The organism is Rhodoblastus sp., from assembly GCF_052145335.1.
GTDB lineage: Bacteria > Pseudomonadota > Alphaproteobacteria > Rhizobiales > Beijerinckiaceae > Rhodoblastus.
The window spans coordinates 1-14,533 of record NZ_JBKQOU010000202.1 but is presented as its reverse complement, the minus strand read 5'-3'; the positions used below and the strand labels follow the sequence as shown (position 1 = coordinate 14,533).

At 61.9% G+C, this 14,533-nt stretch carries 13 protein-coding genes and 1 tRNA gene; 4 read left to right on the top strand and 10 right to left on the bottom strand.

The window, feature by feature from the left end; translation table 11 throughout:
• Positions 1–4: 4 nt before the first annotated feature.
• The 8 genes from pheT to ACLP2E_RS12715 all read right to left on the bottom strand — a co-directional run bounded on the left by pheT (position 5) and on the right by ACLP2E_RS12715 (position 8,379).
• Positions 5–2,434 (bottom strand): phenylalanine--tRNA ligase subunit beta, encoded by a 2,430-nt coding sequence (pheT, locus tag ACLP2E_RS12750; RefSeq protein ID WP_442466150.1) that lies wholly within the window; start codon positions 2,432–2,434, stop codon positions 5–7.
• 14 nt (positions 2,435–2,448) lie between these two features.
• Positions 2,449–2,946 carry a hypothetical protein gene (locus tag ACLP2E_RS12745; RefSeq protein WP_442464390.1) on the bottom strand — a complete coding sequence of 166 codons (498 nt, stop codon included), beginning with the start codon at positions 2,944–2,946 and terminating at the stop codon, positions 2,449–2,451.
• A 16-nt stretch (positions 2,947–2,962) separates the two neighbouring features.
• A complete protein-coding gene (gene pheS, locus ACLP2E_RS12740) occupies positions 2,963–4,045 on the bottom strand; it encodes a phenylalanine--tRNA ligase subunit alpha (RefSeq protein ID WP_442464389.1) in 1,083 nt (360 codons plus the stop codon).
• 118 nt (positions 4,046–4,163) lie between these two features.
• Positions 4,164–4,544: a 50S ribosomal protein L20 gene (gene rplT / locus ACLP2E_RS12735; RefSeq protein ID WP_442464388.1), complete on the bottom strand. Its 381-nt coding sequence runs from the start codon at positions 4,542–4,544 to the stop codon at positions 4,164–4,166.
• A gap of 43 nt (positions 4,545–4,587) precedes the next feature.
• Positions 4,588–4,788, bottom strand: a complete 201-nt coding sequence (gene rpmI, locus ACLP2E_RS12730) for a 50S ribosomal protein L35 (protein WP_088521918.1) — start codon at positions 4,786–4,788, stop codon at positions 4,588–4,590.
• Positions 4,789–4,938: 150 nt separating this feature from the next.
• Positions 4,939–6,270, bottom strand: a complete 1,332-nt coding sequence (locus ACLP2E_RS12725) for an MFS transporter (protein WP_442466149.1) — start codon at positions 6,268–6,270, stop codon at positions 4,939–4,941.
• Positions 6,271–6,357: 87 nt separating this feature from the next.
• The gene (gene infC / locus ACLP2E_RS12720) at positions 6,358–6,885 is read right to left on the bottom strand and encodes a translation initiation factor IF-3 (protein WP_442464386.1); all 528 of its coding nucleotides are present in this window, start codon (positions 6,883–6,885) and stop codon (positions 6,358–6,360) included.
• A gap of 291 nt (positions 6,886–7,176) precedes the next feature.
• Positions 7,177–8,379, bottom strand: coding sequence for a hypothetical protein (locus ACLP2E_RS12715; protein WP_442466148.1), 1,203 nt, complete (start codon positions 8,377–8,379; stop codon positions 7,177–7,179).
• A 119-nt stretch (positions 8,380–8,498) separates the two neighbouring features.
• Between ACLP2E_RS12715 and ACLP2E_RS12710 the strand changes: the two genes are divergently transcribed.
• From ACLP2E_RS12710 to ACLP2E_RS12700, 3 genes are all read left to right on the top strand, one after another.
• Positions 8,499–9,332: an alpha/beta hydrolase gene (locus tag ACLP2E_RS12710; RefSeq protein ID WP_442464384.1), complete on the top strand. Its 834-nt coding sequence runs from the start codon at positions 8,499–8,501 to the stop codon at positions 9,330–9,332.
• A gap of 195 nt (positions 9,333–9,527) precedes the next feature.
• On the top strand, positions 9,528–9,974 hold the full coding sequence (locus ACLP2E_RS12705; RefSeq protein WP_442464383.1) for a hypothetical protein: 447 nt from the start codon (positions 9,528–9,530) through the stop codon (positions 9,972–9,974).
• A gap of 69 nt (positions 9,975–10,043) precedes the next feature.
• Positions 10,044–10,130: transfer RNA gene (locus ACLP2E_RS12700), tRNA-Leu, on the top strand.
• Between the two features lie 978 nt (positions 10,131–11,108).
• Here the strand turns inward: ACLP2E_RS12700 and ACLP2E_RS12695 are convergent.
• Together ACLP2E_RS12695 and ACLP2E_RS12690 are read right to left on the bottom strand one after the other, a co-directional pair.
• Positions 11,109–12,461, bottom strand: a complete 1,353-nt coding sequence (locus ACLP2E_RS12695) for a DUF2254 domain-containing protein (protein ID WP_442464382.1) — start codon at positions 12,459–12,461, stop codon at positions 11,109–11,111.
• 401 nt (positions 12,462–12,862) lie between these two features.
• Complete coding sequence (locus tag ACLP2E_RS12690; RefSeq protein ID WP_442464392.1) at positions 12,863–13,573, bottom strand: L,D-transpeptidase; 711 nt, start codon at positions 13,571–13,573, stop codon at positions 12,863–12,865.
• Between the two features lie 400 nt (positions 13,574–13,973).
• Between ACLP2E_RS12690 and ACLP2E_RS12685 the strand changes: the two genes are divergently transcribed.
• Positions 13,974–14,306 (top strand): cupin domain-containing protein, encoded by a 333-nt coding sequence (locus ACLP2E_RS12685; RefSeq protein ID WP_442464391.1) that lies wholly within the window; start codon positions 13,974–13,976, stop codon positions 14,304–14,306.
• The last annotated feature ends 227 nt before the right edge of the window (positions 14,307–14,533 follow it).

Below are 14,533 nucleotides of genomic sequence, written 5' to 3'. Positions count from 1 at the left end.
TAGATCAGGAGCGCAGCATCGCGCCCGTCTTCTTGCTCGCCTCGGCAACGATTTTTGCCGCCACCGCGTCGATTTCGGCATCGGTCAACGTCTTCTCGCGCGGTTGCAGGGTCACGTTGAGGGCGACGGATTTCTTGCCCTCCGGCACACCGGGGCCCGCGTAGAGATCGAACACCCCGACATTGACAATCAGATTACGGTCCGCCGCCTGCGCCGCCTTGATGAGATCTGCTGACCTGACAGAATTATCCACGATGAAGGCGAAATCGCGCTCCACCGGCTGGAATTCCGAAAGCTCCAGTTTCGGTCTGGCCTTGGTCGGGCGCGCCTTGGGCGCCGGCAGGGCGTCGAGGATGATTTCGAAAGCGGCCATCGGTCCGGTCGCGTCAAAAACCTCCAGCACACGCGGATGCAATTCGCCGAACCAGCCGACGACGTTTTTCGGGCCGAATTGCAAGATAGCGGAGCGGCCGGGATGTAGAAACGCCGGACCGCCGGGGACGATCTGGATCGCGCCGGCGGCGATGCCCAACGTCGCCAGCAAGGCGAGACAATCGGCCTTGGCGTCGAAAACATCGACCGGGGCCGCCTTGTCCGCCCAATGGCGTCCGGCGCCGCTCGGCTTGGCGGTTCCCCGGCGCAGGCCGGCCGCGGCGATGAACTGGCCGTCCTCGGCGTCGGATTTGAAAATCTGGCCGACCTCGAACAAAGCCACATCGCCAAAGCCCCGGGCGAAATTCGCCCTGGCGCCGGCGATCAGGCCCGGCAGCAGGCTCGGCCGCATGTCCGACAGGTCCGAGGCGATGGGGTTGGCGAGCGACAATTCCGGAGCGCCGCCGCCGAAAATTTCGGCCTGCGCCTTGGCGACGAAGGACCAGGTGACCGCCTCGACCATGCCGCGCGAGGCCAGAGCCCGACGCGCCCCGCGCACCCTTTTCTGCAACAGGGTCAGCACCGGGCCGGAAATGGCGGATTCGCGCTCCAGCGGAACCGGCGTGATGCGGTCGAGCCCGGCGAGGCGGATGATTTCTTCGACCAGATCGGCCTTGCCCTCGATGTCCGGCCGCCAACTCGGCGCCCGCACATGGACGCGCTCGGCGTTGCTCGCTTGCCCGGCGATGGCGAAACCGAGTTTTTCCAGCGCGCCAGCCATTTCCGCGGGCTCCAGTTTCAGGCCGGTCAGCCTTTCGACTTCGCTATAGGCAAAATCGATGGTCTGGCGGTCATCGGGCGCATGACCCGCGACAAACAGTTCGGAAGGCGCGCCGCCGCAGAGGTCGAGCACCAAGCGCGTCGCCAGCTCCAGGCCGGGCAGGGCGAAGGCCGGATCGACGCCGCGCTCGAATCGATAGCGCGCATCGCTGACAATGCCGAGTTTTCTCCCGGTCTGGGCGATGTTTGCAGGCTCCCACAAAGCTGATTCGATCAGCACGTCGGTGGTGGCCTCATCGCAGCCCGAGGCCTCGCCGCCCATCACGCCGGCGAGCGATTCGACCCCGTTCTCGTCGGCGATGACCACGATGTTTTCGTTCAGCGCATAGGTCTTGCCGTCGAGCGCCAGCAGGCTCTCGCCGGACCTGCCGCGACGGACGACAAGATTGCCTGAGACCTTGTTGGCGTCGAACACATGCAGCGGCCTGCCGCGGTCGAAGGTCAGAAAATTGGTGATGTCGACCAGCGCATTGATCGGGCGCAGGCCGATGCTTTTCAACCTGTTGCGCAACCATTCGGGGCTCTGGCCGTTTTTTACGCCGCGCACCAGGCGCAGGGCAAAAAGCGGCGCGAGATGCGCGTCGTCGTGGGCGAAATCGAGCCTCGCCTCGACCGGGCAGGGAAAAGCGCCGGCGATCGCACCGATAGGCGTCTCGATCAGATGGCCGAGTCCGGCCGCCGCGAGATCGCGGGCGATGCCGTAAACGCTGGCGGCGTCGGCGCGGTTGGGGGTGAGGTTGATTTCGATCAGCGGATCGTCGAGCCCAGCCCAGAGCGCATAGGACTGGCCGACCGGTGCGTCGGGGCTGAGTTCGAAAATGCCGGAACTGTCGCCCTCAAGGCCAAGCTCCTCGGGCGAGCACATCATGCCACCGGATTCGACGCCGCGAATGATCCCCTTGGCGATGGTGAAATCTTTTGCCGGAATATAGGCGCCGGGCGCAGCGAACACGGTTTTAAGGCCCTCGCGCGCATTGGGAGCGCCGCAGACCACCTGCAGGGCTTCCGCCTCGCCGACATCGACTTTGCACACCTGCAGCCGGTCGGCGTTGGGATGCGGCTCGGCCTGAAGGATTTCGGCGATGCGGAAAGGCGCCAGCTTTTCCGCGGGATTGTCGACATGCTCGACCTCAAGCCCGATCCTGGTCAGCGTCTCGACGATCACATCGAGCGGCGCATCGGTTTCGAGATGGGTCTTCAGCCAGGAGAGAGTGAATTTCATTTTATTTTCCTTGGTCAGAGACCGAAGACAGAGCCCAGGACAAGCGTCACGATTGTTGCGACGGTGACGAAGACCGTCACGTTCGACGTCCAGTTATAGGTCGCGCGACGCTTGTAAAGTTCAATCGCCAAAGCGTTGTTTTCCGCCGCAGCGCTGCCGCTTGAAAGCCTCGTCGTCATCCGGATGCACCTGAGGCAGAACACTGTCAGCAGAAGGTAGGCGACGATTTCGCACATGATCGTGTTCTTCAAAAATACGGATGCGCGGGCGGCGGCCCTCGACGAATAGATGAAAACCAGCGCCGCTATGATCAGGGAGATATGAGTCAAAAGCGCGGAGACTTTGCTGTCGACGGCGCTCATCATGTCGTAGATGAAATCGCGATAGCGGCTCTGCTCTTCGTCCTGTTCGTCATGCGCGGCCAGATTGATCGCGGCGATATCCGCCTCGGCCGGCAGCTTCAGGACAAGGCCAAAAAACAGGCGATCGAATAAGGCGAACGCGGTTTCCATCGGGCTGGCCCGCTGTTCAGCTCGACAGCCCGCCCGCCAGCGACGGCAGGTCGAGCGGCCGGAAACCGTAGTGCTGGAGCCAACGCACGTCCGCCTCGAAGAAGGGGCGCAGGTCGGGCATGCCGTATTTCAGCATGGCGATGCGGTCGATGCCCATGCCCCAGGCGAAGCCCTGCAACTCGTCGGGGTCGAGGCCGCAATTGCGCAGGACATTGGGATGAACCATGCCGCATCCCAGAATTTCCAGCCAGTCGTCGCCCTCGCCGAAGCGCATCTCTCCGCCTTTTCGCGAGCATTGAATATCGACCTCGGCGGAAGGCTCGGTGAAGGGAAAGAAGCTCGGGCGAAAGCGCATCTTGACCTGCGGCACTTCGAAGAAGGTCTTGCAGAACTCCTCCAAAATCCATTTCAGATGGCCCATGTGCGCCTTGCGGTCGATCACCAGACCCTCGACCTGATGGAACATCGGCGTGTGGGTCTGGTCGGAATCGCAGCGATAGGTGCGGCCCGGACAGATCACCCGGATCGGCGGCGGGTTTTTCAGCATGGTGCGCACCTGCACCGGCGACGTATGGGTGCGCAGCAATTTCCGCGTGCCGTCTTCCTTGCGGTTGAAGAAGAACGTGTCGTGCATCTCGCGCGCCGGATGACCCGGCGGAAAATTCAGCTTGGTGAAATTGTAATCGTCGCTTTCTACATCCGGCCCTTCGGCGATGGAAAAGCCCATGTCGGCGAAAATGGCGGTGAGTTCGTCCATCACCTGGCTGATCGGATGGATGCGGCCGGTCTCCAGCGCCGACGCGCGCACCGGCAAGGTGACGTCGAGCGTCTCGGCTCCGAGGCGCGCCGCCAGCGCCGCCTCCTTGAGCAGGTTTTTCTTTGAGGCCAGCGCCTCGCTGACGCGATCCTTCAGCGCATTGATTTTCGCGCCTTCGCTCTTGCGCTCCTCCGGCGACATTTTGCCGAGCGTCGCCAGCAGAGCCGAAATCGAGCCCTTCTTGCCCAAAGCGTTGACGCGGACAGCGTCCAGCGCCGCTTCGTCGCCGGCGGCGTCGATCGCGGCCAGGGTCTGGGTTTCGAGTGGGGCGAGATCGTTCATCGCGTCTAAATCCGTGCGGATATGGGGAAAGCCCGCGCGTCATGCCATGCGCGGGCGCGCGTGCAAAGCAAAAAAGCCCGCCGGTCGGGCGGGCTTTTTCAAAGCGTGAGGCGAAACCTCAGGCGGCGACAGCCTCTTCCTTGACCGGCAGGGCCGCCTTGGCCTTTTCGACGATCGCCTTGAAGGCGGCCGGCTCGGAAATGGCCAGTTCCGACAGGACCTTGCGGTCGACTTCGATGCCCGACTTGGCGAGGCCGTCGATGAAGCGGCTGTAGGTCAGGCCGAATTCACGCACGGCGGCGTTGATGCGCTGAATCCACAGGGCGCGAATGGTGCGCTTCTTGGCGCGACGGTCGCGCGTGGCGTATTGCATCGACTTGTCGACCGCCGCCTTGGCGGTGCGGATGGTATTCTTGCGGCGGCCATAAAAACCCTTGGCGGCCTTGAGAACTTTTTTGTGCTTGGCGTGCGATGTGACGCCGCGTTTGACGCGAGCCATGGATGATCTCCAGAAACGTTAGAAAAAAACAAACAGGCTAGATTCAGCCGTTGGGCAGGAAGAACTTCTTCACGTTGTCGCCGTCCGTCTTGAACATGACGTTGGTGCCGCGAAGATTCCGGATCTGCTTGTTCGTACGTTTGATCATGCCGTGGCGCTTGCCGCGCTGGGCGTAAACCACCTTGCCGGTGCCGGTGATCTTGAAGCGCTTTTTAGCGCCGGATTTGGTCTTCAACTTGGGCATTTTGCTCTCTCATTTTTGGGCGGACAAGCCGCACTTCAGGCCTCGCGGCCTTCGTCTCGGAACGAGCGAATGACCCGCCACGGCAGCCCTTTACTGGCCGGGCGGATCGAAGCGGCGCTTATAAGAGAGTTTCACCCGAAAAAGCAAGAGCTATCGGGTGGAAACCGCCTCGTCGCGGTCGATTTGCGAGGTTTCTCTCGTGTCGGGCATCAGGAAATAAACCAGCAGCGAGCAGAAGATCACCGCCGTGGCGTAATAATAGAACCAGCTCTCGTGTCCCTGGCGCTTGAACCACAGGGCGATATATTCGGCCGAGCCGCCGAACACCGAAACCGCCAGCGCATAGGGCAGGCCGACCCCGGTGGCGCGCACCGCGGCGGGAAAAAGCTCGGCCTTCACCACAGCGTTGATCGACGTGTAGGCGGAGACGATGCACCAGCCGAGCGCGATCAGGCCAAAAGCCTCCCACGGCCCCTTGGCGTGCTGGATCGCCGTCAGCAGCGGCACGGTCCCGAATGTTCCAAGCACGCCGAAAGCCAGCAACAATTTGCGCCGGCCGATGCGGTCCGACAGCGCGCCATAGATCGGTTGCAGCACCATGGCGAAAACCAGCGATCCGGCGCTGACCCAGGTGGTCTCGACAAAGCTCAGGCCCACCGACAATTTCAGGAATTTCTGCATGTAGATCGTATAGACATAGAAGGCGAGCGTGCCGCCCATGGTCAGGCCGATGACGGTCAGCACCTCGCGCGGATAGTTCACGACCACCTGCAAGCCGCCGCCGTGTTTTTTCTTGGCGTGGGCCGCCTCGAAAGCTTCGGTTTCCTTCAAGTCGCGCCGCATCACCAGCGCGAATAGAGCCAGGCCGGCGCCGATGAAAAAAGGAATGCGCCACCCCCAGGCGGAAAGCTGGGCTGGCGTCAGCAGGATATTCTGCAGCATCAGAAGCACGGCCAAAGCGGTCAGTTGCCCGCCGATCAGCGTCACATAGAGAAAGCTGGAGTAGAAGCCGCGCCGCGCCGAGGTCGCCATTTCCGAAAGATAGGTGGCGCTGGAGCCATATTCGCCGCCGAGACTCAAGCCCTGCAAGATGCGCGCGACCAGCAGCAGGATCGGCGCGCCGACCCCGATGGTCGGATACGTCGGCGCGCAGGCGATCAGCAGCGAGCCGAAACACATCAGGAATACCGACAGAATCAGCGATTGGCGGCGGCCATAAGTGTCGCCGATCTTGCCGAACAGCCAGCCGCCGACCGGACGCATGAAAAAGCCTAGCGCGAATATCCCCGCCGTGGACAGCATTTGCGCCACGGGATCTTCGCCGGGAAAAAACGACTGGGCGAAATAAAGAGAGAAGGCCGCATAGACATAGAAATCGTAATATTCGACCAGATTGCCCAGCGAGCCGACGACAATGGCTTTCAACCGCGCCGGATCGATTTTTTCTCTCGCGCCCCGCGCCTGTTCGGCTGCTATAGCCATGATTCCCCCGCCCGGCTGGTTTAGCTTTTGGCCGGGCAGGCAGAATGGGAAAAAGCGCAGCCGAAAGCAAATCTCGACCGCAAAAGCTTATTTTGGCGCGAGAACCATGATCATCTGGCGGCCTTCCATCGACGGCTCCAGCTCGATCTTGGCGGTCGTCGCGGTCTCCTGCTTGACCCGTTCGAGCACCCGGAAACCGAGTTCCTGATGGGCCATTTCGCGGCCACGGAAACGCAGGACGAACTTGACCTTGTCGCCCTCGTCGAAGAAGCGTTTCACCGCCTTCATCTTCGTCTCGTAATCGTGATCGTCAATGCCGGGGCGAAGCTTGATTTCCTTGATCTCGACGATCTTCTGCTTCTTGCGCGCTTCAGCGGCCTTTTTCTGCTCGTTGAATCGGAACTTGCCGTAATCGAGAATCTTGCACACTGGCGGATTGGCGTTCGGCACGATCTCGACGAGGTCGAGTCCGCCCTCTTCGGCGAGGGTCAGAGCCTCGGCAATATCGACGACGCCGCGATTTTGTCCTTCGGCATCGATCAGCTGAACCTCGCGAACGCGAATATCCCGGTTGGTGCGGGGTCCCTCCTTCTGCGGAACCGGGGGGGCTTTCATTGGACGACGAATGGCGTGTTCTCCTTCGGATCAACGCGAATGGGCGCCGGCGGCGAATTGAGCGGGCCGGACCATTCACTTAAATTCATTTTCGCTGACTGCGTCAGCGAATCCCTCGCATTAGCTCGGCGTCGCTTTCGCTCCTAACCAGTTCCCATTGGGAACTGGTGAAAAGCTACGGCAAAAACCCCCGCGACCGAAACCACGAGGACCGAACCGAACTATAGAATGTGACAAAGCGCGGCAAAGTCAACGGCGCATTTGCCAAAGGACCTCCGATTTAACCGAAAATCAGCCGTCATCTCCGGAAAAATGACGGGCGTAAACCGCCAAGGTCAAGGCGCACATGCGTTCGGCGGAAAAGCGCCGGGCGTGGGCGCGGGCGCGCTGGGCAAAGTTTTCGCGCGCGGTGGCGCCGAGTCGCGTCGCCTCTTCCGCCGCTCGCGCTAGGGCTTGCGGCTGACCCCAGGGAACCGCCCAGCCGGTGCGCAAAAAAGCTTCGACTTGCGGCGGGGCGCAAATTTCCTCGGCTTCCGCCGCCGCGCCTTCCTTCTGCAGCAGGGCCACGGGCGCGCCCATGGCTTGAGCTTCCGCGCATGAGGCGGCGTCGCCAGCCGGAACGATGACCAGGGCGGCGGCGAGACAGGCGGCGGGGCGGTCGGCGCCAGGGCCTGCCCCTTGAGAAACTGTCCCTTGCAGCACCGCTGCCTTCAGGCCGAACTTCCCCAATTCGGCGCCAAAAGCCTCCCGCGCCGGATCGGCCGCGTCACGCCATAGCCAGACAAAACGCGCCTCGTGGGCGTCGTTGGAGAAAAACCCCTTGGCCTTGAGTTGCGCCGCCGCCGTCAAAAAAGTCTTTTGGTGACTGAGCGGCAGGCCAATGCCGACAATCAATCTTTCGTGCCCATGGACGCCGAGGGCTTCGCGGAAGCGGCGCACACGGCTCGAATCGACGGCCTCGGGGGTAAACCGTCGTAAATCGACACCACGCAGGCCGGGGAAAAGCTTTGAGGCCGTCTCCGGCCGCAACCGCGCCGCCTCCGCCAATGAGGTCCGCGAAAAGACAAAAATCGAATCGGCGTCGAGCGCCGGGCTCTTGTCGTCGCCGTCAAATTCGGCGACCAGCGGAATGCGCGCGCGTTTTGCGACATGCAGCGCCGCCGGCAATCCCGCCGCGCCGTGGACGTGGATCAATTCCACGCCCTCGCGAACCACCAGGCGCTCCAGCAGGCGGCGATTGACCACGGCCTTCCACGGATTGCGCGTCGCCGCGGCGAAGGGGAGGAAAACGCCGCCGCGAGCCTGCAATTCACTGACCGAAGATCCGGGCGCTCCAGCGACCAAGGCCCGCGCTCCCGCTTCCGCGAGGCTGGCCGCGACCTCGACGCAAGCGAAGGCGGCGGCGCCGGCGTCAAGAGCCGCCACGACCTGCAAAATCGTGCGGCCGAACAGGGCCTGGCTGTCGATTTCCTGTTCCGCGCTCCATGGCGTCATGAATATTCAGCCCTGAATGTTTTCGGGATCGCGACAAGTTCCCTTCGCTCCAGACCGGTCCCCCAAAACCTCGCCTTGGGATATGATGCATACGGCGAATCACTGAGGCCAGCTTACCCGTGACCGAGACCGAAAGCCAAACGAGCGAGCCGGCTGCCTACTTCCAGACCGCACAGGATCAGCCGCGCCTCGCTTACCTTTACCGTGAGGCGAATGCGGGAAACAAATTGCCCGGACTGTTCTGGCTGTCGGGCTTTCGCTCGGACATGCGCGGCGCCAAGGCGAGTTTCATCGACGCAGTGGCGGAACGCGAAGGCCGCGCCTGCCTCCGCTTCGATTATTCCGGGCACGGCGAATCGCAGGGCGATTTCGCTCAAGGAGCCATCGGCCTCTGGGCGCAACAGGCGCTCGCCGTGTTTCGCGCCCTGGCGCAAGGCCCGCAGATCGTCATCGGCTCGTCGATGGGAGGCTGGGTCGCGCTGCTGCTCGCCCGCGCTTTGGCCAGGCTTGGCGAGGCCGAGCGTCTCGCCGGCATGGTGCTGATCGCCCCCGCGGTCGATTTCACCCAGGAATTGATGTGGCCGAAATTGCCGGAGGCCATCCGGGAAGCGATTGAGCTTCACGGCCAGTGGCAGACCCCCGCCGCCGCCTTCGGCGAATCCTATCCGCTGACACGGCGCCTGTTCGAGGACGGACGCGCCAACGCGTTGTTCGGCGGCGAAATCCGCACTTTTTGCCCGGTGGAGATTCTCCAGGGCATGGCCGACCCCGACGTGCCCTGGGCGCATGCTATGAAACTGCTTGAACACCTGGCGGCCGACCCGGCGACCATCACCTTGATCAAGGACGGCGAACATCGCCTGTCCCGCCCGCAGGATCTGACCGCCCTGCAAAAGGCCATTGAGCGAATCGACGCTTATTCGCGACCAGGTTTCACAGGTGAGAACCTGTGAAACCTGGTCGCGAGCGAATGCGACGCCGAGCTCATGCGAGGGATTCTTCAGACCCCGACAAGTCGCGGTCTGAAGAGAAGAATCACAAGTAAACCATGCGTTAACGTTCCCCTGCTTTTCTGGAAGCGGATCGGCGCCGGCGATGCGATTTCTTCATCAGACTTCGCCGGCGGATGATTCGATGCGGAGAACGGTATGTCCGTCGAAGCGCACATGGCGAACCATATCCTGGAATGGTGCCTGCCGGTCATTCACGACTGCCTGTGCGAGTTCTACTATGGCTTTTGCCAGAACTTGCCGCCCGACACGCAAAGTCGGCCCGATCTGCTGATCGAACGCCATTTCGAATTATGGAGCGCGCTGGCGCGGGACGATTTCGAGCACTTGGCCCTTGACCGTCAGGAACTGGCTTGTCATGCGAGGGCGTTATACGTGGATTTCCGGACATGCCACGCCGCCGACCGCTATGTGGCCGCGGAACTTTTCGAGATGATCCAGCGCCGTTTCCGCCGCATGAGACGCGAGGCCCACGCCCACCACTCCGCACTTTTCACTGTGCTCGCGCGCTTGCGCCAGGAGGAAACATTCGAAGCCGCAGCGGCGGCCGAGGCCAAGCCAGCAATCTTCGCCTGGGCGGCGTGACATTTTCTTGAAACAGATGGCTGCGTTTCGGTTGACAGGGCGCCCGCCCCCCCGTAGATAACGCGCCGGGCCCAGGTGGCGGAATTGGTAGACGCACCAGCTTCAGGTGCTGGCGCTCGCAAGGGCGTGGAGGTTCGAGTCCTCTCCTGGGCACCACTTTACAATCTCTATCCGTCTGAGATTGTAACTGTCCGAAAACTATAGGTAAATGGCCTGACTCAGTGTCCGGGCGTGTCCTGTCTTGTTCTAGGAAGCGCGCTTGCAGCCGGGTATTTGGCGGGTACTATCGCGGGTATCGCAATCGATACCCGGAAAGCGATACCCGCATGGCCCTAACAGACGTTCAAGCCCGCACCGCGAAGCCCGGCGCAAAGCCCTACAAACTGTCGGACGGCGGCTGGTTGATCCTGCTATTGATGCGCGGGGCGAACCTTGAAGAATGGTTCCGCCGTGTCTTCCACGGTTCTTTCCTTACGCGAACGTTATGCAAGGGGCCCAAGCTCGGAATGGAATCCTTGCGGCGAACCGCTTTATAGGGTCACCCATCGCCTTTGGTTCCGAGAGCCCTATGTTCATCTCACGTCCCAACCGAGGAATTCCGCCAAACTCGCTAATGGCGAAACGCGGCGAACGATCTGGCCGTCATAGAGCCCTTTCGCGCCTAGATGACGCTCGCGCCTTCGTCGCCGCGCTACTCCTGTGTGCTATGTTAATATATGTCAGCCGGCCGGCGGCTGGGCATTCCGAACATGGGAACATTGTGCCGAACGCAGGGACCCTTGCCGCGCAATCCGCTAAACTTGCGCCGGGGCAGCCAAACTAACAGCACTTTTCCGAAGACTGCGCCGCCCGGCTCTCCGTTTTGCAAGAGCCTTTTCCGACCCGATTGAATCGGATCTAGTTTCTTGTTTTCACGTATTCGTTCTAGCGCCTTCCCGCTGCGCGCGTCGATGCTGCGGCCCTCGGCCATCTCGGGCCTCCACCGGTTCACAGGGGACAGCAGCGCCCATAGGATGAGCGCTCCCACGACGACAGTAATGTCCAACGCCAAGTGGAGCGCCTTGCGGTGCGAGAACTCTGGGTGGAACCCCGTGACCGTAGCACGCCCTTCAAAAACGGCCCAGCGTTTGAACGCTATTTGCTGTTATTCGCCTCCCCCGCTGTGTCCCTGAACGCCTGCCCGGCTTCCAGCATGGTCAAGCGGCGGCGCAGCCTAGCGAGATCGTCGCTCTGGATCCGGCCCTGACAGCCGGCGAACAGGCGCCTGCCTCTCGCGGAAAGTTCGGCGCGCAAATTCGGATCGGTGGTCGTGCTGGCTATGTCGCCCAGCGCCCGCATCAGACGCAGGCTGACCGCCGCGTCGGCGACGGCGTAATGGCGGATCTGTTCGAAGGCCAGATCGAGCAGGCCGTCGAGATCGGTCCACGGCACGACGAGGCGCAGCACATGCGGCGGGTCGTAATAGGCGCGGCGCGGCGGCGACCGGTCGATCCAGCGGATCAGGATGCAGGAGAGCTGATCGACGCAGGAAATGGCGGTGGTCGGATCGTTCACCGCCGGGGAAATCGCGCGCAAAGCCACGTCGACAATCTGCACAACGCCGAATTCGACATCCTGCTGGAGGGTGCGGGTCGGCCCGATGTCGATGGCGGCGAGAAATTCCAGCGCCCGTTCGTCGGTGATCCGTTCCCCTCGGGTGAAACGCATCAGGGGGACGCCTTCCGGGACGAAATGCCCAATCCGCCGCTCCAGGCGCAGGCAGACGCGATAGGTTTTCGCCAGTTCCCGCAGATGATCGATATCGATGAAACGGATATAGCCGGATTTCCGGCTGACGATCGCCATTTCCAGCTCGCCGGGAAAGGGGCCGACGACTTCGGCCGGCTGCAAGGGGCGGCGAAGTTCCGGCATCAGCCCGTCGATCACCAATTCGGTCTCCCGCCTGATGCGATCGACGATGTGATTGACGCTGATGGCGTTTGAAATGTGGTGGATGAAATAGATCAGCCAGCCGACGCAGACCGGAGTGAGGGTCATGGCGCCCATGACCGTCAGGATCGGCGCGAAGGGCGTCGGCAGAGCGCGCGCCGCTGGCATTGCCGCGATGCAATACGAAAAAGTGCCGAGAAAAATACCGAGGGTCCACTGGGTCACCCTGTCGCGCACGAAACTCACCAGCAGGCGCGGCGAAAATTGCGTCGAGGCTAGCGTCAGCGTCATGAGCAGGATGGCGAAAACGATCGACACCACCGTCATGGTGGAAGTGGCGATACTGGCGAGAATTGTCTGCGCCGATTGTGAGTCGGCATCGGATGGAAACAATATTTTGGGCACAAGGGCCCGCAGCGCGGGATGACTTTCCTCGAGGGAGGAAAGCACGGCGCCGGCCGCGCCAAGCGCCACGGCGATCAGCATCGGCCGGACAAGGAAGCCGCCGCGCAGCGCATAAAACGCCGCCCGCAGCGACGGCGAGGAAACTTTGATCATGCGCTGCCTGTGGCGAAGTTCGGCAATAGGTCGAAAACGCGTGCCAAGAGCCAGATTAGCCCGGCGGCGACGCAAAACTCCAGAAAAACCGGCGGCGCGAAAGGACAACCGGCGCCAACAGTACTGACGAGCAAGCGGGCCGCTCCACTCAGTACGCCAAAGCGCCCCAGACCTGATCTGCTGGCGCGCGATCGGCGGGCCATATCCCGGATGGTGGTCGTCCACAAGGCGAGAATGATTAATCGGAAGGTCGTCTCAATCCGGCGAAAGTCGGGTTTGGGCGGTCAAATGACGCGCGAGCAAAGTTTGACGAGGAACCGCTTGGGGCGAGCCCTTGCTTGTGATCCATCCCGGACTCCGAAGAAACTAGGGCCTCGGGAGCTTCGTCTTGACGCTGCCGGCTATGCCGGCAGGACGATCACCTTCGTCTTGACCGGCGTGCGTGGATAGAGGTCGAGCATGTCCTGGGTGAGCAGGCCGGTGCAGCCGCTCGTCACGCCGGTCCCGATCGTCTCGGGGTCGCGGGTGCTGTAGATCGTGTAGAGCGTGTAGGCGCCGTTTTGATACAGATAGAGCGTGCGGGCGCCCAGTGGATTGTCCAGACCTGGCGGCATGCCGCCGGCATATTTGCGCGCCTCCGGCTGACGCTGGATCATCTCCTTGGGCGGCGTCCAGATGGCCCATTCGGCCTTGCGCCCGACATAAGCTTCACCGCTCCACAGGAACCCGGACCGGCCGACATTGGCGCCATAGCGGGTGGCGTTTCCATCGCCTTCGATGCGGTAAACATAGTGATTGCCGGGATCGACGATAATCGTGCCGGGCGCTTCCTTGCTGTCGTAACGCACGATCCGGCGAAAATATTTCGGATCGATCTTGCTGACATCGACCGCCGGGATCGGGAATTTCTCGTCGGGAACGGGTCCGTAAAGCTTCGCCGCCTCGGCGCGCATCATGCTATCGGATGTCGAACAACCGGCGAGCCCCAGCGCGCCGAGACCCGCGGCGGAGCCAAGCAGAAGCGACCGGCGGTTGAGACGCACCGACTGAAGCCCAGGCAGAGCTCCCTCTTTTCTTGCGCCGACATCGGCAATCCCATCGTCCATGGTCATGAGTTTGGAGATTCGCATGTCCTGCCGCCCAACCGGAGAAGTCTATTGTGTTTACCGTCACACGGCTCGACTGGCAAGTTCAGGCTTTCGCTGTGCGGAGCTTGCCGTGCGCCAAACTCGGCAACGTTCACGCGGGCGCGCAGTCTTGCGCGGGGTCAGCCCCACTGATCGGTCCTGACTGGATGCTAATTCAGGCTCGGGCGCGGCGTTGTTAGAAAATGCGGCAGATCCAGACCCCTTCAAGGCTATCGATGGAAAGCCGGTGAGCATTCCGCTCGAGAGCTGGTTTTCCAATCAAACAACGGTCTTTCGGGAATTACGGGAAAAATTCGTCTGCTGTCGCTGAGATTTCAGCGCGCCACGCCGCGAGCCCTCAAATCGCCCATCAAGTGGTCGACAAATTCGCGGACGACCGGGATCATCAGCCGGTTGGTCGGATAGTATGCACGACGCCGACGACGAGTTCTTTTACATCCTCGAGGGCGAACTGACGATCGTCAGCCCCGATGGCGAGTCGAAGGCGGGCGCGGGCGCTTGGGTCGGGCTTCCGCGAAAGAGCGCCCATGGTTTCCACAACGCCAGCGACAAGCCGGCTCGGATGCTGGTCGTTTTGTCGCCCGGCGTGCAGGCGCTCGAAATGTTTCGCAATTTCGACCAAGCTGGTCAAAGCGCGCGGCTGGCGCCGGAAGCCATCATGGAGATTGCAGGCGAATATGGCGTGTGCTTCGCCTGACAGATGAAGCAAGCAGCACGGATGAGCGCGCGTGAATTCGGCAGTCAGGCATGACCGCAGGCGCCTAAAGAGGATTGGGTCCATGACGTTTCGTCGCATCGAGGCCGGACTGCTCGAGCGCGAAACGGGCAAGCCGGTCAAAGTGCTTCGCGGCCTGTCGCTTGATTCGTTCCGGGCCGAGATGGCGAAAAGCAATGATCCGAGCCGCCGCATCATTGTCAATTTCC